The sequence below is a fragment of the Streptosporangium sp. NPDC023963 genome (assembly GCF_040639135.1).
In the GTDB taxonomy this organism is placed as follows: domain Bacteria; phylum Actinomycetota; class Actinomycetes; order Streptosporangiales; family Streptosporangiaceae; genus Streptosporangium.
Map to the genome: position 1 here is coordinate 1,127,498 of NZ_JBEZZK010000002.1, position 18,314 is coordinate 1,145,811.

Here is an 18,314-nt window from a genome sequence, read left to right on the forward strand (position 1 = left end):
TCCCTGTTGACTGGCCAGCACGACGCGACGCCGTACGTAGGCGCGACCAGTCATGCCGATGGATCGCAGACGGCAGAGTGTGCGGATCAAACGACCGCCTCGAAGTCGACCACATCGGCGACCCTCGCGATCACGACTTGGCGAACCTCCGCTTGCTCTGCCATGGCCACCACGCACTGAGGACAGGCCAGCAGGCAGCAGCCGGACGACAGGCCAACCGCAAGCCGAGGAAGCGACCCGATGAGCCTCACCCCGGTCTCACCACATGACCCGATGTCCGATTCATGCCGATATAGGTGGGGGAGTCCCCTTCTGTCCTATTCAAGCGGCACCGGTACGGTATAGCGCTCGCCTGTCGCTGAGCCCTGAAACGGTCCTAGGGGCCAAGTTTGCGCAGGTCAGGGGCTCGCATGGGGTCGTTTCTGTGGTCAATTCTGGGGCCATTCGGCTTGGTTTCGCGTTTATGCAGGTCAGAAAGCTGTATCCGTGACGCGTTTTCGGAGGTGATGGGGTGGACGAGCGGAAGGTGCCGCCGGTACCGAAGGGTTCGGGTCCGTCGGGGCGGAAGTTGTGGCGGTCGATCATGGGGGATCTTGATCTCGACTCGCACGAGGAACTCGTTTTGCTGCAGGCGGTGAGGGCCGTTGATCGCCTCGATGCGATGGCGGCCGAGCTGGAGAACTCGCCGCTGACGGTGACCAACTCAAAGGGTGATGAGGTCGCCCATCCGCTGCTGACTGAGAGTCGCCAGCAGTCGCTGTTGCTCGCTCGCCTGGTTGCCTCCCTGCGCCTGCCGAACGGTCTGCAGGAGGGTGAGACCGACATGGACCGCCCGCAGCGCCGGGGAGCGGCTCGGGGCGCGTACAACCTGCGGAGGGTCCAGTGAGGCGCCGCAGGGCAGCAGGATCGGTGCAGGCTCTCCAGACGGAGGCGCGTGGCCTGGTTGCCGGCGTCCACTACGGGATGGAGCTGCAGCCCGACCAGACGCATCTGTGGGCATATGACCGCCTGGTCGAGGTGGCGAAGCTTCTTGAGTTGCCGCCGCCGCCTGCTCTGCGGGATGTGCTCGCGGACATCGACGGGTGGGCCGTGGATGGTGGCCTGTATCCGCGGCGGGCATCGTGAGGCGCCGCGGCGCGGTCCGGGAGCGGTGGGCGACGGCCGAGGAGCTTGTCACGAAGATGGAGCTGGCCGGCTACGGCGCCATGGTCGGGGCGGACTTCACACAGGAGTACTACGCCCGGTTCGTCGAGCTGGCCGAGGAGCTGGATCTCGTCGGCACGGTACCGACGCTGGATGCTCTGACTGTCCGGGGTGAGGGGGCAGCGCCGGTAGAGCGGTGGCTTGAGGAGACGGGCCTTTGGCATTCGGGACGTCGGTGGTGCCGGGGTCGGGGTGGCGCCCACTGGTGTTACCAGTGCTCGGCGTAGGTCAGGGTTCCGGGGTTTTCGGAGTCTCCTACGTGCGCGCGACATGACAGTGCCCCGCCCGGAGAATGAGTCGAGGCGGGGCACTGGTTCGCGGCCGGCTGTTCAGCAGACGTCCCGTCCCTGAGACGTCGCCCGGCCACGCTCAACCCCCGCAGGCGGCCCCTGGTTGCGCACCACCGCCCGCGGGGAGTCATGGTGGCGGCCCCCGACCTACCCCCTCCAGAGGGATCGGGGGCCGCACCTACCCTGCAGACGGCCTTTGGTGTTTCGCGCCGCCGACCTGCAGGGAGTTCAGGAAGTGAAGGTGTGGCTGGCTCGCGCCCGGTGGATCCGCTCCACCTGCGTGGACAAGGCGGACGCGAGCGCCTCAGCCGAGAACCGCATGAGCTTGGCCACCACCCCGGCTGTCTTCTGCCGGGCGGTCGGCTCGGCGCGGAGAACGGCGTGCCAGACCGGGGTAGACAGGTCGGCCACACAGGTGATGTCCCAGCCAGGGAACTCCTGCTGCAGCGCCTGCAGTTGCCGCTCGGCCAGGTGCGCAGCTTCGTCGGAGAACTGTGCCTCGCCGAGGAGGAACGCCGCCTCGTTCGACAGGGCGCCGTCTCCTCGCTGCTCCCGCCCGGCCCGCTCCACTTCGGCGAGCTGTCGACACAGATCGGCCGGTCCGGGCGCGTGCAGGGTGCGCGAGCACGCGCATTCCGGGATCCGGCAGGGCCCGGTGGCGTACCAGGTGCCAGCGGCCCACCAGGTGCGCCACGGAGGGAACGCGCGGCTGATGTGCAGCAGGAGGGCGCGAGCCTGGTCGTCGGTCATCCGGAGCGCTGACGGGCCGGTTGTGCTGGTCGTAGGCTGATGCACGGGTCAGGACCTCATTCCTGATCAAGAGCCCGTCACGACGTTCACGGCGTCGAGGCGGGCTCGTCACATTGAGCGACCGTCACGCATCACTGTACGGGCTACACGTTCAACTCGTACAGCCCGTACAGCACGTGCAATACGGACCGTCTGTGCAGGTCATTAAGGGTGTCTCTTACGTTTGACCTATGACGGTTGACCACCTCGACCAGACTCCACTTTGGGAGCAGGTCGCCCGGATCATCGCTGCGCAGATCAAGGCGGGCGACTACGAGCCGCGCCAAGTGCTGCCCTCGGAAAAGCAGATGGAAGACGAGTACGGCGTGAGCCGGGGCACGGTCCGCCGCGCCATGGCGCATCTCGGCGAACAGGGGTGGACCGTGACCGTGCAGGGGCGTGGTTCGTTCGTCGCACCTCGGGAGTCCTGGCCGGCCGAGTGATGGGCTGCGTGGCGACCAGCACCACGCAGCCCAACTCACTACCGGCGCACCTCGCCCCGCCCGCCGCACCGGCGGCAAGCCCCGTACGCCTGGTTGTTCCAACTGCTGATCTTCCGGCCCGGCGAGGATTGGCAGGACCGGCAGCGCTTCAACGGGTGCCGGCGCCGATCCCATGACCACCAGAGCATCAGGGCCGCGATCCCGGCGAGTATCAATTCCATGCCTTCACCTCTCTGGTTCGGCCCTCTGTGGCCGTATTTGGGGATGGTGCGGATGGGGTCTACGGGGTCTACCTCGCAGGCCAGAGGCGGTAGAGGCGAGGTAGACCCGCTTTCGGAGGTAGAGCCCCGGTAGAGCCGGTCAGGCCCGGCTGAGAGCGGCCTCGATGTCCTCGCGCCGGTACCCGTTGAGGTTCCGGCCGTTGATCTTCACGTTGCCCGGGGTCACGCCGTACGGCTTGAGCACCTCGGCCACCCGGGCGGGCGTCCACCCCTGGCCGAGCGCCTCGACCAGGTCGACCGTGTGGAGCCGCTCGGCCCCGTCGAGCGCCGACAGGATCAACTCAATGGGGTCGTCGTCGACCACGGCCATCTCTCGAGCGGGCAGGGTTCCGGCCGCGCGGCGCAGCTCGTACGCCGCCGCGGCGACGTCGACCAGGTCCGTCCCGGTGTCGTCCATGAAGAACGACCGCACCTTGACGGGGTCCGCGCCGTCCGCGTCGAGGATGCCGACGCCTCGATGGCTGCGCGGGATCTCCGAGCAGTTGTAGCCGGCGCCCGCGGCGCCCTGGCCGAGGACTGCGTTGCTCGCGGTGGTGTCCGGGCAGCGCATCCCCCATCTGAGGCTGCACACGCCCTTGAGGGCGCCGGGGATCGCGTCGGTCGTCATCCTCTGAGAGGCGATGACCAGCAGCTTCCCCGCCGCTGGACCGCGCGACGCGATGTCGACCATCAGGTCCACGATCTCCGCGCCCTGCGGCGACGTCACGTAGTACCGGGTTTCGTCGACCACGGTGAGTTCGACGTCAACGCCCAGTTGACGACACAACTCCGGGTTCAGCTTCGATCCGCCGCCCGCCTCGTCGAGCAGGTCGAAGACCCGTTCCATCTCGTTGCGCATCTTCTTGAGGTGTGCCAGCAGGGCGGGAGCGTCGCGCTTGACGGCGGTGTGCGCGATCCGCCTCCACGGCCGGTGGTCGCCGGCGCCCTTCCCGTCGAACAGGTGGATTTTCACTGTGACGGCCAGGCCCGCGGCGCCGAGGATCTGGTTCACCGCAGCGGACTTGCCTGCCCTCGGCTCCCCGGCGACGAGAAGAGACGCGTCGACGAGGCGCAGCGTGTGAGTCCGGCCGCGCCCGTCGACCCCAGCGGGCACGCCCGCCCAGAAGTCGAGAGCGTCGGTCCGGCCGATCAGCGGCGACGGGTGGACGGTGAGGAACGGGTCCGACTTCGCGACGAATATGGCCAGGCGGCCCGCGTGCTCGTCGATCAGGTCGAACATGACGCGCGACTCGCCGACACCCAGCGCTGAGGCGAACGCCCCTTCCAGGCCGAGGCACTTGCGGGCGAGCTGACCGGGCGGCAGCTGCAGAATCGTCGACCACCCGCCGTCCTCGGTGAGGACCGGCCCGGCCAGCCGCATCCCCTCGGCGCGACCAAGCTTCGCGTCAATCGCCGCCTTGATGACGGAGTTCTCCCCTGGGGTACCACCCTTGCCCATGCCGGGGAAGCGCAGCGGCGCGGGCCGGTCCTTGACGCGCTTGTGGACCTCGACCGCCGTCCCGACACCGACGACCGCGCCCACCGCGACGGCCGCCGCGGTCCCGCCGTACACACCGGTGGACGTGACCGCCGAGGCGAGGTAGCCGGCGCCCATCCACCACGCCGTACGACGCCGCCGAGTCCTCACCGCCTCACGGAACTTGAAGTCGTCGGTGCCGGCGTAGTCATCGGCGCGAATCCACCGCCACGCCCGCCGGGTGAGCAGGGTCGTGCCGTCGACCGGCGCGGTCGCCGACCTCCACACGAACCGCCCGGTGCGGGACGGGTACCGGCCGTGCCGCACCTTGTGGACGAGCTGACGGACGCGCACACCCGCCGGGTTGCGTCGCTGCCAGAACTCGACCGGCGTCCGAGGCCGCTGGAATGACGCGTCGGTCATGACGCCGCCCCGACGAGCTGACCAAGGTAGCCCTGCAGCTTCCGCGCCCGGTCCGTACCCACCGACATCTGACTCTTGATCGTGCGGACGGACGGCAACTCGCCCTGGGTGACGTCGGCGAGGAAGTGAGACAGCGCCAGCGGGTACAGCTCCGCGTCGGGGTCAGGTACAGGGAGCAGGTGTACCTCGCCGTTCGGCATGCCAGACAGATCGGGCGGTGCTTCCGGCAGCTCTGCCCGAACCGTCGAGCCGTTGACCTGCGGAGGTACAGCAGGCAGGTGTACCTCAGCCTGGTCGGCGAGCTTCAGGAGTTCCTCGACATCGCGCCACGCCTCCTCGACGACCCCGAAACCCATTAGATTCTCATGGGTTTTCGCGGGTACGGCTCCGCGCCGGATCATGCCCATCAGCAGCTCGTATGACAGGACCAGTGCGACCGCCGGCCATGCGGCGACGATCGACCCCACCACGCCATGCGCCCACCCGACCGCGACATTCGCCGCGAGGGTCGCCAGGATCCCAAGGCCGAGAGTCCAGCGGGCGAGGGTAGGGACAGCATGTCCCCGGCGTGCCGCGTCGAGCAGCACCATCGAAGAGGCGAAGATCGCGCCGTCGACCGTCAGCGGCGCCAGGATCGCGGTGAGACCGGTCTCCCCGTGGGCGGTGACGAGCGTGTAGGCGTGCTGGTAGCTGATCACGCCAGCGACGCCAGCGACGAGGAGGACAGCGACGGTTGTAGCGAACCGGATCACAGGGTCCGTCCCATCTGGGTGAACGAGTCGATCAGGCGGGCCGCGACGTCGCCGACGTCCTGCAGCTTGATGGAGGCGAGCAAGTCGCCGACGTCCGCCGCGTCCTCCGGGCGCCACTCCAGGACTCGCCGGCCCCTTTCGGTCGGGTGACTGACCCTGACCATCGGCGCGTGGACGACACCGTCTTCCTCTGCCTGCAGCCAGATGATCTGGATGCCGGTGTACTCGACGATCACGCCGTGAGTGACGACGGGCTCGCCAGGGATGTGCTCGCGTCGGCACCAACTGGGGCACTGCCCCGGCTGAAGCGGAGGCTGTAGATTCTGCGACACGGTCTCTCCTGGTCTAGTCAGGTTGGGGTCGAGGCTGCGGCCGGTGGTGACACACCGACCGCAGCCGTCTTGCTATGAGGGGTTCGGAAAGGTCAGACGAGGACCTGGCACATGAGGCACGTGTCCTCGGCGCACGCGTCGGACGCCTCCCGCCGGGACAACACGCCGCGGAACGCCCTGGCCATCTCGCCGATGTCGAAGCCGGACAACTCCTTGCGCGCCATCCGCCGCATGACGGTTTCGGCGTCGCCGTAGCCGTGCTGGTCGACCGCTTCGAGGCCGAGCAGCATGCCGCAGGACATCGCGACCATCAGGACGTGGTCGGAGACCGGTCCCGGCTCGTCGGCGATGCCGTGGGGGATGCACTCGAAGAGCTGGCCACGCTCACCGGTGCCGGCGGGGATCATCGGCGTGTCGGTGCGGTGGCAGCGGATGCAGGCGATGCCGTCGAGCTGGTCATCGGTGAGGGCGATGATGTCGACCTCGGCGACCTCGGCCGGTGCCAGCTTGAGGCAGTGACCGCAGGTGACGGCGTCGGTGGTGTCGCTGTACGCGGTGGCGGTCTTCGCGCGGGTCGGGCAGGCGGGCCGCCCGTCAATCGCAGCGTGAACCGTGCCGGTGGAGAGGGTTTTAAGGTGGTGCATTGGATCTACTTCCCTGTGCGGTTGTGGATCTAGGGCCGAGTCGGTGTTCGCAGCACCGGCTTGGCCCGTCTTGCAGAAGTAACTAAGCCATAGCCTGACGTTCGCGGTCGCGATCGCCATGGCTCTGCTCGCGGCGGCCGGGTTCGTGCCCGCCGCCAGGGTCGCCGAGCCGATCTTCCTGGGCGAGCTGGGCCTGGACGGCTCGGTGAGGCCGGTGCGGGGCGTGCTCCCCGCCGTGCTGGCGGCCGTCGCCGCCGGTGCCCACACCGTCGTCGTCCCCGCCCGTAACGCCGCCGAGGCCGGTCTCGTGCCGGGGGTGAGCGTGGTGCCCGCGACCACGCTGGGCGCCCTGGTGCGCTGGTTGCGGAGCGATGACCCGGCGGAAGGTCTTCCGCCGGGTTCCGGAGGATCCGGTTCCGGAGGGCCCGGTTCCGGAGGGGGCGGTTCAGGAGGGGGCGAGGAAGCCGGTGGGGGAGAGCCGGGTGCCGGTGCCGGCGATCGCGGCATGGGGGGCGCGTGCCCCCTTCCACCGGGATTCCCCGGGGAGGCCGGTCCTGGAGGCGCTCACGATGCCGGGGACGGCCCGGACGACGCGCCCGACCTGGGAGACGTCGCGGGACAGCCGCTCGCCCGCCGCGCGCTGGAGATCTGCGCCGCCGGAGGACACAACCTCTGGATGCTCGGTCCCCCCGGCACCGGGAAGACCATGCTCGCCGAGCGGCTGCCGACCCTGCTCCCCGCTTTGGAGCGGGACCAGGCCCTGGAGGTGACCGCCATCCACTCGGTCGCCGGTGTGCTGCCCAGGGACCGCCCCCTGCTGGTCCGCCCGCCGTTCGTGGCGCCCCACCACACCGCGACCGTCGCGTCCGTCATCGGCGGGGGCAGCGGGATGATCCGTCCGGGGGCGGTCTCACTGGCCCACCGGGGAGTCCTCTTCCTGGACGAGGCGCCCGAGTTCTCGACGACCGTCCTCGACGCGCTCAGGCAGCCGCTCGAATCGGGGCGGGTGACGATCTCCAGGGCGTTGGCGTCGGTGACCTTCCCCGCCAGGTTCATGCTGGTGCTGGCGGCCAACAGATGCCCGTGCGCGCGGCCCTCCACCCCGGAAGACCCGTGCACGTGCGCTCCCGCGGCCCGCCGCCGCTATCTCGCGAGGCTCTCCGGCCCGCTGCTCGACCGGGTGGACGTCAAGGTCGGCCTGTTCCGTTCGACCAGGCGCGAGCTCCTCGCCGACCGCCGGTTCATCGAGTCGAGCGGGGCGGTGGCCGAGCGGGTGCTGCTCGCGCGTGAGCGGGCCGCCAAAAGGTTCGCGAACACGCCGTGGCGGTGCAACGCGGAGGTGCCCGCCCGAGCCCTCCACACCGAATACCGGCCACCGCCCGCGGCGATGTCGCCGTTGCTCGGGCATCTCGACAGCGGCCGGTTGAGCGCCCGGGGCCTCGACCGGATCATCAAGGTGGCCTGGACGCTGGCCGACCTCGCGGGCAAGGACCGGCCGGAGCTCCACGAGACCAACTCCGCGCTGGGACTGTGGCTGGGGGAGGAACGATGAGCGACAGGCTCGCCCGGCTCACCCTGATGCGCCTGGCCGAGCCGGGCGACACCGTGATGGGGGCTCTCGTCGCCCTGCGCGGCCCCGAGGCCGCCGTCGCCCTGGCCCGGAGGGGTTCCGCGGACGCGGATCTCACCCGATGGTTCGCCGAAACGCACGGCCGCCCGGCCGGAAGTCCCGGCCGGTCTGGAGCGGACAACGGCTCGGAGGTCGCGAGGAACGGGCGGCTCGCGGCCAGGCTGGACCGGATGGTCACCTCCTGGGCGGCCCGGTCGAAGACGGCCGACCCCGTGCGCGACCTGGCCGAGGGCGAGCGGATAGGGGCGAGGCTGGTGGTTCCCGGCGATCCGGAATGGCCGACCCAGCTGGACGACCTGGGAGACTCCCGTCCTCATGCTCTCTGGCTCCACGGTGACGCCGACCTGCGGTTCTCCTGCCTCAGATCCGTCGCGGTCGTCGGTTCCCGAGCCGCCACGCCATACGGCTCGCACGTGGCGGCGGAGCTCGGGGCAGGGCTGAGCGAGAGGGGGTGGGGTGTCGTCTCCGGCGGCGCCCACGGCATCGACGGCGCCGCTCACCGGGGCGCCCTCGCCTGCGAGGGGCCGACCGTCGCCGTGCTGGCCTGTGGCGCCGATGTCGCCTACCCCAGCGCGCACCAGCAGTTGTTCGCCGCCATCCGGGAGCGGGGGGTGCTGGTCAGCGAGTGCCCCATGGGCGCGCACCCGACCCGGCCGAGGTTCCTGATCAGAAACCGCGTCATCGCGGCTTTGTCCAGGGGCACCGTGGTCGTCGAGGCGGCCGTGCGGAGCGGAGCGCTCAACACCGCCGGGCACGCGATCGCGCTCAACCGCCACCTGGCCGCGGTGCCGGGCCCGGTGACCTCGGAGTTCTCGGCGGGGTGCCATCGGCTGATCCGCCAGGGCAGGGCCATCTGCGTCACCGGTCCCGAGGAGGTGATCGAGCTCGCCGGGACGATGGGCACCGACCTGGCCTCCGAGCCGCGCGGTCCGATGCTTCCTCGCGACCGGCTCGACCCGGAGACCCGGAAGGTCGTCGAGGCCATGCCCACCCGGATCGGCGTGGGCCCCGCGACGATAGCCGTCGCCGCGGGGGTCGACCTGGAGACCGTGCTCGCCTGCCTCGGCGGTCTGGCGGCCGCCGGCTACGTCGAACGCGTCTCCCGGGGCTGGCGCCTCCGCCCCGACCGCCCTCCCGGCGGATAGCCCGTTCTCGGGCCGCGAGGGACGGTCGTCGGTCGATCCCAAGGAGTCGAGACGGCCCAAGCCAAAGATTTGGAACAGCTCGGCCAAAGATTCGAGACAACCCAAGCCGAAGGCTCGAGACGGCCCAAGCAGAAAACTCGAAACGGCCCAAGCAGAAAACTCGGACCAGGGGTCCAGAGCAGCCTACGAAGCAGGCCGCGAGGCCGGAGCGGGCCAGAGGGGAAGAAGACGGACCTGGCCATGACCGAGGAGGAGCAGAGGGTCGAGGTAGGCACGGTCGCGGAGCAGGCCCCAGTGCAGGCAGGCGACGGGACAGTGCCCAGGGACGTCCTGGAGGGTGCCGATCACCTCGCCGGTGGACACCGCCTGCCCGCGCCGCACCGAGGGCTGGACGGGAAGGTAGGTCGTCCGCAGGCCACCGGAGTGGAGCACGGTCACCACGCCCCGGTCCGCGAGCGGCCCGGCGTAGCCGACCGTTCCCGCTCCCGCGGCCCGCACCTCGGCTCCGGGAGACGCGGAGAGGTCGGTGCCCCGGTGACCGGCCAGCCACGGCTGCGCCGGTGGTGCGAAGCCCCTGAGCACCCTCGGCCGTCCGGCGAGCGGCCATTCCCAATGGGGCCGTTCCCTGTGGGGCGGTTCCCCGTAGAGCGGTTCCCTGTGAAAGGAGGGGGCGGGTGCTCCGGCGGGACGCGCCGTCATCGCCGGGCCGCGCGCACCCGTGCGGGCGGACGCGGGGGTGGTCGCGGGAGTCGTCACGCCGTACGCGCGGCCGGTCACGCCGGTGGGGTGGGCGAGGGCGGTCGCGTGACGGGTGCCCGCCGCCGGTATGGCCAGGATCAGTGAGCACAACAGGGCTCGCAGCCCCACGGTGTGGACGGACTTCATGCCCGTGAGCATGAAGTCCCGTGATGGGCCGGGTATGGGCCGAACGGGATTCTGTGGATAGGTGATCGAGGATGTGGCTGAGGGCGGGGACGAAGAGGGTCCCAGAGCGTCATGTGAGCGATGAGAGTCCTGGCATGTCATGTGAAATGGGATGACCCGGAAATATCGGCTGTGCAGGGAGAGCCGGGAAACGTCATATGAGCGGGGCGAGCCGGGAAACGTCGGGCGAGCGGGGAGAGCAGGAGAACGCCGTATGAGCGGGGCGAGCCGGGAAACGTCGGGCGAGCGGGGAGAGCAGGAGAACGCCGTATGAGCGGGGCGAGCCTGGGAACGCCGGGCGAGCGGGGAGAGCCCGGAACGTCGTGCACGAGTGAGGATCGCGTGGTCGAAGAGCTTATCCGCGGGCTGGCCGCCGAGGTGGGCGTCGAGCTGCCGCCGGTCAGGGTGAGCGGGGGCGATCCGGTGCTGCCCTCCGTCTTCCGGGTGGGCACCGCGGCCGCCGTCGCCGTCGGGGCCGCCACCGCGGCGGCCGCGGCGCTCAAAGGAAGCGGGAGCCGGGCCGCGGTGGACGTGCGGGAGGCGGCGATCGCCTTCCTGGACGAGCGCCACTTCAGGATCGACGGAGCCGCCGTGGATCTCTGGGCTCCCCTCTCCGGTGACTACCGCACCGCCGACGGCTGGGTCCGGCTGCACTGCAATTTCGACCACCATCGTGACGCGGTCCTCACGGCACTGAGACTGCCCATCGGTACGGGCAGGGACGCCGTCGAACGCGCCTGCGCGGGGCGTACCGCCGTCGAGGTCGAGGAGGCGGTGACGGCCGCGGGAGGATGCGCGGCGGCCATGCGCGACCGCGCCGGATGGCGGGAGCACCCTCAGTCGCGGGCGGTCGCCGCGTCGCCGCTCGTTCATCTGACCCGGATCGGCGAGTCCGGTGCTCCGAGAGCCGGTGCTCCGGAGTCCGGTGCTCCGAGAGCCGGTACTCCGAAAACCGGTACTCCGAGGACCGGTGCTCCGAGAGGCGAGGGAGGGCGGGTGCTTGACGGGGTACGGGTGCTCGACCTGACCAGGGTGATCGCCGGGCCGGTGGCGACCCGCACGCTGGCCGCCCACGGGGCCCAGGTGCTCAGGGTGGGGGCCCGGCACCTTCCCGAGGTTCCGGGGCCGGTGATCGGCACCGCGTTCGGTAAGCGGTCCTGCCACCTCGATCTGAGGACTCCGGCCGGGAGTGCCGCGCTACGCGACCTGGTGGCGGAGGCCGATGTGCTTGTGCAGTCCTACCGGCCGGGCGCCCTGGAAGCGCTGGGGTTCGGTTCCCGGACGCTGGCCGGGATCAGGCCGGGAATCGTGTGCGTCGACGTCTCGGCGTACGGCAGGCAGGGGCCGTGGGCGGGCAGGCGCGGATTCGACAGCCTGGTGCAGATGGTGTCCGGTATCGCCCGCGAGGGCGGCGACGGATCGCGGCCGCACCCGTTGCCCGCCCAGGTCCTCGACCACGCCACCGGCCATTTGGCCGCCTTCGGCGCGATGGCCGCCCTGCTCCGCCGATCCATCGAGGGGGGATCCTGGAGGGTGGAACTCTCCCTGGCCAGGACCGCGCGGTGGCTGGACGGTCTCGGCCGGGTCGGAGGAGCGGCCACGCCGGAGCCCGACGTCACCGGCATGATCGAGGAGATGGACAGCGCCTTCGGCCGTCTGACCTACCTCAGGCCGCCCGGCACCGTCGACGGCGTGTCACCGTACTGGTCGAGTCCGCCTCCGGAGAGGGGCGAGCACCCGCCCGCCTGGTGGTGAGACCTTTCCACGACCGTTCCCGGAGGACCTCTCCCGAATCCCGCTCCCGCTCCCGCTCCCGTTTCCGTTTCCGCACCCGCTCCCGCTTCTGAAAGGCCTCTCCCGAACGCCCTCTCAAGAGGCCCCGCGAACAGCCTCGCCGTGGGTGTGCACGGGGTCGGGCCCACCCGTGATCGGGCGTATCCGCGCGGGCAGGAGCGGCTTGCGCGGGGTCATCGGGTCCGGCCGGGGGTCATTGGGTCCGGCCGGGGGTCATCGGGGTCGGCCGGGGTCATCGGGGTCATCGGGTCCGGCCGGGGTCGCCGGGGACGGGGGAGCGGCCGGGGCCACCGAGGCGGGGGAGCGGCGCAGGGGAGAGAGCCAGATCCACGCGATCGTGGTCAGGACTCCGGCCGCGGAGATCCAGAACACCGGGCGCAACCCGAGTAGCTCGCCGGCCAGGCCGCCCGCGAGACCACCGAGGGTGACGACACCCTGGATCATGAACGACTGCGTGGCGCTGACCCGGCCGCGAAGCTCGGCGGGGGTCTCGCGCAGGGTGATGGCGCCCATGCAGACGGAGAAGGCCACGACGGCCGTGCCGGAGATCGCCGCGCTGGCGGCCAGGAACAGGAAGCTGCGCCACACCGGTCCCGAGGCGAGCGCGGCGACCACGAAGTCGACGGGGAAGAGCAGTGCGGAGCAGGCCAGCACCCGGTTCTCGCCGAACCGCCGGGTCAGGCGCGGGACGAGGGCCGCACCGAGCAGGCCGCCGACGCCGAAGAAGGCGGTGATGGCGCCGACCAGCCCCGCGGGCAGGCCGACCACGGTGAGCGCGTAGATCACGAACAGCGCCATGTACACGCTGCCGAAGAAGTTGATCGTGATCCCGGCGGCGCAGAGCGCGCGGAGCACCGGATGCCGGGCCACCGTGCCCAGACCCTCGCGGATCTCGGTCCACATGCCGCGCGGAGCGGCGGGCGTGTGGTTCTCCGGCGTCTTGATCGATCTGATCAGGAACGCCGAGGCCAGGAACGACACCGCGTCGACCAGGAGCGCGAACGGGGCCGTGATCAGATGGACGAGCAGTCCGGCCAGACCCGGTCCCGCGACGGTCGCCACGGCGAAGGCCGACTGGAAGCCCGCGAGCGCCTCGGTCCGCTGGCTCTCGTGGATCACCGTGGCCAGGTGCGGGAAGTTGACCGTCCGGAAGATCACCGAGCAGGTGCCGACGACGAACGCCACCGCGATCAGCCACGGCACGCTGAGCAGCCCGGTGATCCAGGCGGCCGGGATCGTGGCCATGGCGACGGCCGAGACGGTGTCGCAGGCGACCATGACCGGCCGGTGCCGCCTCAGCCGGTCGGCGAGGGCCCCCGCCTGGAGCCCGATCAGCAGGTAGGGCAACGAGGTCGCGGCGGTGAGCACGCCCATCTGGACCGGGGAGGCGCCGAGCAGGACGGCGGCGGTCAGCGGCACCGCGAGCCGGGAGACCTCGGTGCCGGTCTCGGTGACGGCACGGGCGGAGAGCAGGAGCCGGTAGTCACGCTGCTTCCTGAGGGGCACCGGCTTGATCGCGGAGGACCCGGAAGTCACAGGGATCGGCCCCTCTCCGGCTTCCGGCGATTCTGAAGGGAACGCTTCATAACTGTGAAGATAACCCTTCATAGTTATGAAGGCAATGCTTCATATGTGGAGTGGGTACGGTCTGCACATGACCGAGGTACCGAGGCGCAAGCCCCTCACCGACCCCACGGCGATGCGCGCCCTGGCGCACCCGGCGCGGCTCGCGATCCTGAACCGGCTCCAGGCCGAGGGGCCCTGCACCGCGACCGAGGTCGCCGAGGTCGTCGGGGTCACGCCCAGCGCGGCCAGCTACCACCTGCGCATGCTCGCCAAGTACGGCTTCGTCGAGGACGCGCCCGCGCGCGACGACGGCCGCGGTGACGGCAGGGAGCGCCTGTGGCGCTCCAGCGCCGTGGGGTTCAGCGTCAGTCCCGAGCCTGACGACGGCCCGGACGTGCGCAGCGCCAAGGAATTCCTGATCAAGGCGTTCCGGGAGCAGGCGGCGGACGAGGCGAGCAGGGCGCTGGAGGGCCTTGAGCGGGAGTCACACGAGTGGCGCGAGGCCGCGATGTTCAACCGTGCCATCCTGCTGGTCGACGCCGACGAGCTGAAGACGCTGAACGAGCGGATCGACGAGCTGCTCGCCCCCTACAAGACCACCGTGAGGGACCGGGAGAGCGCCCCGCCCGGAGCCCGGGTCGCCGAGGCGCAGCTCAGTCTCTTCCCCCGCGCCCGGCGACGGCCGCACGGCCTCCCACGCGACGGGTAAAGACGGGTAAAGGCGGCCTGACGCCCGAAGGTCGGGAAGAGGCGCGGTTGCGGGTACACTTTTGGAGGCCTGTGAGTCATGGGCCGACTTCGCATGCCCCGTCAAGAACCGGGGTCCCTCGGTCCGGGCGAGAGCCCGGCTGGATCCTGTTCGGGGCATCAGGGCGACAGCCGCAGGCTGTCGCGTCCAACCGAGAACAGCGCCCAGAGATGGGCGCCCCGATCTGGAGGACGATCAATGTCCACCCCCGTCGTCACCATGCGACAGCTGCTGGAAAGCGGCGTGCACTTCGGCCACCAGACCCGTCGCTGGAACCCGAAGATGAAGCGCTTCATCTTCACCGAGCGCAACGGCATCTACATCATCGACCTTCAGAAGTCGCTGGCCTTCATCGACAGGGCCTACGACTTCGTCAAGGAGACCGTCGCGCACGGCGGCACGATCATGTTCATCGGCACGAAGAAGCAGGCCCAGGAGGCCATCGCCGAGCAGGCCGCCCGCGTCGGCATGCCGTACGTCAACCAGCGCTGGCTGGGTGGCATGCTCACCAACTTCTCCACCGTGCACAAGAGGCTCCAGCGCCTGAAGGAGCTGGAGGAGCTCGACTTCGACAACGTGGCCGCCTCGGGGCTCACGAAGAAGGAGCTCCTCATGCGCCGCCGCGAGAAGGAGAAGCTCGAGCGCACCCTCGGCGGCATCCGTGACATGTCCCGGATCCCCAGCGCCGTGTGGGTCGTCGACACCAAGAAGGAGCACATCGGGATCAGCGAGGCTCGCAAGCTTCACATCCCGGTCGTCGCCATCCTCGACACCAACTGCGACCCGGACGAGGTCGACTACCCGATCCCGGGTAACGACGACGCCATCCGCGCCGTCGGCCTGCTGACCCGCGTCGTCGCCGACGCCGTCGCCGCCGGTCTCATGGCCCGCGCCGGCGCCAACCGCGGCGACGACAAGCCGGCCGTCGCCGGTGGCGCCGAGCCGCTGGCCGAGTGGGAGCAGGAGCTGCTCGCGGGCAGCGCCGACAGCGCCCCGGCCGCCGAGGCCGAGACCGCCGAGGCTCCCGCCGAGGCCGAGGTCACGGAGACCGAGACCGCCGAGGCCCCCGCCGAGGCGACGGACGCTCCCGCCGCCGAGGACGAGTCCGCCGAGAAGACCGAGAAGCAGGCCTAGGTCACTTTCGTACGGCCCCGGCCGTACGACCCGCAAGACCCTTCCGGGTGGGTGCCGCTCAGTCGGGGGCACCCACCCGATCCACGACGATTCCCACGAGGAAAAGACAATGGCTTCCGTGAACATGGCCGACGTCAAGCGGCTTCGTGAGCTGACCGCCGCCGGCATGATGGACTGCAAGAAGGCTCTCGAGTCCTCCGAGGGTGACTTCGACCGCGCGGTCGAGATCCTCCGCCTCAAGGGCGCCAAGGACGTCGGCAAGCGTGAGGCCCGTACCGCCTCCAACGGCCTGGTCGCCCTGAAGCAGGAGGGCGACTCCGCCGCCGCGCTGCTGGAGCTCAACTGCGAGACCGACTTCGTCGCCAAGGGCGAGCGTTTCCAGGAGCTCGCGGGCCAGGTGGTCGACCACATCCTGGCCACCAAGCCGTCCGACGTGCCCTCGCTGCTCGACTCCGAGCTCGCCGGCAAGAGCGTCAAGACGCACCTCGACGAGGCCAACGCCGCGCTCGGTGAGAAGATCGAGATCCGCAGGTTCGCGGTGCTCGAGGGCGGCTTCATCGGCGCCTACATGCACAAGACCGACCCCCAGCTTCCCCCGGCGGTCGGCGTGCTCGTGCAGCTCGACTCCCCGAACGCCGACGTCGCCAAGGACATCGCGCAGCACGCCGCCGCGATGGCCCCGAAGTACCTCAGCCCCGCCGAGGTCCCGGCCGACGTCGTCGAGAAGGAGCGCGCGCTCTTCGAGGAGATGACCCGCGAGGAGGGCAAGCCCGAGGCCGCCATCGGCAAGATCGTTGATGGCCGGATCAACGGCTGGTACAAGGACTTCACCCTCCTTGAGCAGTCCTTCGTCAAGGACAACAAGAAGTCGGTCGCGAAGTTCGCGGACGAGAATGGTGTCAAGGTCCAGGCCTTCGTCCGCTTCAAGGTCGGCCAGGCCTAATCCCTGACATCCGCTCTTCAAGCAGAGCACCAAACGAGGAGGCCGCCGCCGTGCAGGAGAACCCAGGACCCGCTACGCCGGCGGTTTCTTCGTACTCGGACCCGCTTCGCTGGAAGCGGGTGATGTTGAAGCTGTCCGGTGAGGCGTTCGCCGGCGGCGAGCCGCTGGGTATCGACCCAGGTGTCGTGGGCCACCTCGCCGACTCGATCGCCGAGGCCGTTCGCGGTGGCGTCCAGGTCTCGGTCGTGGTGGGCGGCGGAAACATGTTCCGCGGCGCCGCCCTGTCCGAGCGCGGCATGGACCGCGCGAGGGCCGACTACATGGGCATGCTCGGCACGGTCATCAACTGCCTGGCCCTCCAGGACTTCCTGGAGAAGCGGGGCGTCGACACCCGTGTCCAGACGGCGATCACCATGCAGCAGGTCGCCGAGCCGTTCCTGCCCCGCCGGGCCATCCGTCACCTGGAGAAGGGCCGCGTGGTCATCTTCGGGGCGGGGCTCGGCTCGCCGTTCTTCTCCACCGACACCTGCGCCGCGCAGCGAGCGCTGGAGATCGGTGCCGAGGCGCTGCTCAAGGGCACCCAGGTGGACGGCGTCTACGACGCCGACCCCCGCAAGAACCCCGACGCCGTCAGGTTCGACCATCTCGAATATGGTGAGGTGCTGACCCGGGGCCTCGGAGTCATGGACGCCACCGCCATCAGCCTGTGCATGGACAACAGCCTGCCCATCGTGGTCTTCGACCTCATGGGCGAGGGCAACATCCTGCGGGCGGTACGCGGTGAGAAGATCGGCACGCTGGTGAGCCCGGCCCGGTGACGGCGCCGGAACGGTGACCGAGCCGGTCCTGCGACGGGGCCGGTACGGCGGGAGCGAACCCGACGTAGCGAGTGGAGTGGTACGCGAGGTAGGAGCGTCCCGCGAAGCGCGTGAGGAGTGGTGAGCGACCAGAGGACGGGGAGCGAGCCCGACGTAGCGAGTGGAGTGGTACGCGAGGTAGGAGCGTCCCGCGAAGCGCGCGAGGGGCGCGTGACCGAGAAGACAGGGAGCGAACCCGACGTAGCGAGCGGAGTGGTACGCGAGGTAGGAGCGTCCCGCGAAGCGCGTGAGGAGTGGTGAGCGACCAGAGGACAGGATGCGAACCTGACGTAGCGAGCTGAACGGTACGCGACCGTGGCGGTCCAGGCTGGGCCTCCGGCGTGATGGCGTCCCGCGAAGTGCGTGAGGATGGGGAGTGACCGAGAAGACAGGGAGCCGCTGTGATCGACGAAACCCTCCTCGAAGCCGAGGAAAAGATGGACAAGGCCGTGTCGGTGGCGAAGGACGACTTCGCGGGTATCCGCACAGGTCGTGTCACCCCGTCGATGTTCAACAAGATCAGCGCTGAGTACTACGGGACACCCACCCCCATTCAGCAACTCGCCTCGTTCCACGTGCCCGAGGCGCGCATGGTCATCATCCAGCCTTTCGACAAGAGCTCGATGGCCGCGATCGAGAAGGCGATCCGCAACTCGGACCTCGGTGTGAACCCCGGTAACGACGGAGCGGTGATCCGCGTGGCCTTCCCCGAGCTGTCGGAGGAGCGCCGCAAGGAGTACATCAAGGTCGCTCGGAACAAGGCGGAGCACTCCAAGGTCTCCATTCGCAACATCCGTCGCAATGCCAAGGAGACCCTGGACAAGCTGATCAAGGATGGCGAGGCCGGTGAGGACGAGGTGCGCCGGGCGGAGAAGGAGCTCGACGACCTCACCCAGAAGCATGTCGCCAAGATCGACGAGCTGCTCAAGCACAAGGAAGCCGAGCTGCTCGAAGTCTGAA

General features: G+C 69.9%; 19 protein-coding genes. 12 read left to right on the top strand and 7 right to left on the bottom strand.

The genetic code is table 11. From position 1 onward, the window contains the following. The first annotated feature begins 511 nt into the window (after positions 1-511). The 3 genes from AB0F88_RS10995 to AB0F88_RS11005 are packed head-to-tail and all read left to right on the top strand — an operon-like array spanning position 512 to position 1,430. Positions 512-886, top strand: coding sequence for a hypothetical protein (locus AB0F88_RS10995; protein WP_362680396.1), 375 nt, complete (start codon positions 512-514; stop codon positions 884-886). Between the two features lie 23 nt (positions 887-909). Continuing rightward, positions 910-1,125, top strand: coding sequence for a hypothetical protein (locus AB0F88_RS11000; protein WP_362680399.1), 216 nt, complete (start codon positions 910-912; stop codon positions 1,123-1,125). Next, positions 1,122-1,430, top strand: a complete 309-nt coding sequence (locus tag AB0F88_RS11005) for a hypothetical protein (protein WP_362680402.1) — start codon at positions 1,122-1,124, stop codon at positions 1,428-1,430. The genes AB0F88_RS11000 and AB0F88_RS11005 overlap by 4 nt, the downstream gene beginning before the upstream one ends. A gap of 291 nt (positions 1,431-1,721) precedes the next feature. Here AB0F88_RS11005 and AB0F88_RS11010 read toward each other — a convergent pair whose 3' ends face one another. Continuing rightward, the gene (locus tag AB0F88_RS11010) at positions 1,722-2,243 is read right to left on the bottom strand and encodes a hypothetical protein (RefSeq protein WP_362680405.1); all 522 of its coding nucleotides are present in this window, start codon (positions 2,241-2,243) and stop codon (positions 1,722-1,724) included. 230 nt (positions 2,244-2,473) lie between these two features. Between AB0F88_RS11010 and AB0F88_RS11015 the strand changes: the two genes are divergently transcribed. Then, positions 2,474-2,725: a GntR family transcriptional regulator gene (locus tag AB0F88_RS11015; RefSeq protein ID WP_362680408.1), complete on the top strand. Its 252-nt coding sequence runs from the start codon at positions 2,474-2,476 to the stop codon at positions 2,723-2,725. 360 nt (positions 2,726-3,085) lie between these two features. Here the strand turns inward: AB0F88_RS11015 and AB0F88_RS11020 are convergent, their stop codons facing one another. The 4 genes from AB0F88_RS11020 to AB0F88_RS11035 all read right to left on the bottom strand — a co-directional run bounded on the left by AB0F88_RS11020 (position 3,086) and on the right by AB0F88_RS11035 (position 6,613). Beyond that, a complete protein-coding gene (locus AB0F88_RS11020; protein ID WP_362680411.1) occupies positions 3,086-4,885 on the bottom strand; it encodes an FtsK/SpoIIIE domain-containing protein in 1,800 nt (599 codons plus the stop codon). Beyond that, positions 4,882-5,637: a DUF2637 domain-containing protein gene (locus tag AB0F88_RS11025; RefSeq protein ID WP_362680415.1), complete on the bottom strand. Its 756-nt coding sequence runs from the start codon at positions 5,635-5,637 to the stop codon at positions 4,882-4,884. Before AB0F88_RS11025 ends, AB0F88_RS11020 begins: the two co-directional genes overlap by 4 nt. Then, positions 5,634-5,873, bottom strand: coding sequence for a hypothetical protein (locus tag AB0F88_RS11030; RefSeq protein ID WP_362680418.1), 240 nt, complete (start codon positions 5,871-5,873; stop codon positions 5,634-5,636). The genes AB0F88_RS11025 and AB0F88_RS11030 overlap by 4 nt, the downstream gene beginning before the upstream one ends. A 188-nt stretch (positions 5,874-6,061) precedes the next feature. Then, on the bottom strand, positions 6,062-6,613 hold the full coding sequence (locus tag AB0F88_RS11035) for a hypothetical protein (protein ID WP_362680421.1): 552 nt from the start codon (positions 6,611-6,613) through the stop codon (positions 6,062-6,064). A gap of 94 nt (positions 6,614-6,707) precedes the next feature. Between AB0F88_RS11035 and AB0F88_RS11040 the strand changes: the two genes are divergently transcribed. Then, positions 6,708-8,165 (top strand): ATP-binding protein, encoded by a 1,458-nt coding sequence (locus tag AB0F88_RS11040; RefSeq protein WP_362680636.1) that lies wholly within the window; start codon positions 6,708-6,710, stop codon positions 8,163-8,165. After that, positions 8,162-9,388, top strand: coding sequence for a DNA-processing protein DprA (gene dprA, locus AB0F88_RS11045; RefSeq protein ID WP_362680424.1), 1,227 nt, complete (start codon positions 8,162-8,164; stop codon positions 9,386-9,388). Before AB0F88_RS11040 ends, dprA begins: the two co-directional genes overlap by 4 nt. A gap of 183 nt (positions 9,389-9,571) precedes the next feature. On the opposite strand, the gene AB0F88_RS11050 is transcribed toward dprA, so the two are convergent. Then, positions 9,572-10,273: a M23 family metallopeptidase gene (locus AB0F88_RS11050; RefSeq protein ID WP_362680427.1), complete on the bottom strand. Its 702-nt coding sequence runs from the start codon at positions 10,271-10,273 to the stop codon at positions 9,572-9,574. 381 nt (positions 10,274-10,654) lie between these two features. Here AB0F88_RS11050 and AB0F88_RS11055 point away from each other — a divergent pair, with 381 nt between their 5' ends. Then, on the top strand, positions 10,655-12,067 hold the full coding sequence (locus AB0F88_RS11055; RefSeq protein WP_362680430.1) for a CoA transferase: 1,413 nt from the start codon (positions 10,655-10,657) through the stop codon (positions 12,065-12,067). 252 nt (positions 12,068-12,319) lie between these two features. On the opposite strand, the gene AB0F88_RS11060 is transcribed toward AB0F88_RS11055, so the two are convergent. Beyond that, positions 12,320-13,642 (bottom strand): MFS transporter, encoded by a 1,323-nt coding sequence (locus AB0F88_RS11060; RefSeq protein ID WP_362680433.1) that lies wholly within the window; start codon positions 13,640-13,642, stop codon positions 12,320-12,322. Positions 13,643-13,760: 118 nt separating this feature from the next. Here AB0F88_RS11060 and AB0F88_RS11065 point away from each other — a divergent pair, with 118 nt between their 5' ends. The 5 genes from AB0F88_RS11065 to frr all read left to right on the top strand — a co-directional run bounded on the left by AB0F88_RS11065 (position 13,761) and on the right by frr (position 18,313). Next, the gene (locus AB0F88_RS11065; protein WP_362680436.1) at positions 13,761-14,381 is read left to right on the top strand and encodes a helix-turn-helix domain-containing protein; all 621 of its coding nucleotides are present in this window, start codon (positions 13,761-13,763) and stop codon (positions 14,379-14,381) included. 237 nt (positions 14,382-14,618) lie between these two features. Further along, positions 14,619-15,554 (top strand): 30S ribosomal protein S2, encoded by a 936-nt coding sequence (gene rpsB, locus AB0F88_RS11070; RefSeq protein WP_362680439.1) that lies wholly within the window; start codon positions 14,619-14,621, stop codon positions 15,552-15,554. A gap of 109 nt (positions 15,555-15,663) precedes the next feature. Then, positions 15,664-16,497 carry a translation elongation factor Ts gene (gene tsf / locus AB0F88_RS11075; RefSeq protein WP_362680442.1) on the top strand — a complete coding sequence of 278 codons (834 nt, stop codon included), beginning with the start codon at positions 15,664-15,666 and terminating at the stop codon, positions 16,495-16,497. 122 nt (positions 16,498-16,619) lie between these two features. Continuing rightward, on the top strand, positions 16,620-17,315 hold the full coding sequence (gene pyrH, locus AB0F88_RS11080; protein WP_362680445.1) for a UMP kinase: 696 nt from the start codon (positions 16,620-16,622) through the stop codon (positions 17,313-17,315). A 440-nt stretch (positions 17,316-17,755) separates the two neighbouring features. Next, positions 17,756-18,313 carry a ribosome recycling factor gene (frr, locus tag AB0F88_RS11085; protein WP_362680448.1) on the top strand — a complete coding sequence of 186 codons (558 nt, stop codon included), beginning with the start codon at positions 17,756-17,758 and terminating at the stop codon, positions 18,311-18,313. The last annotated feature ends 1 nt before the right edge of the window (position 18,314 follow it).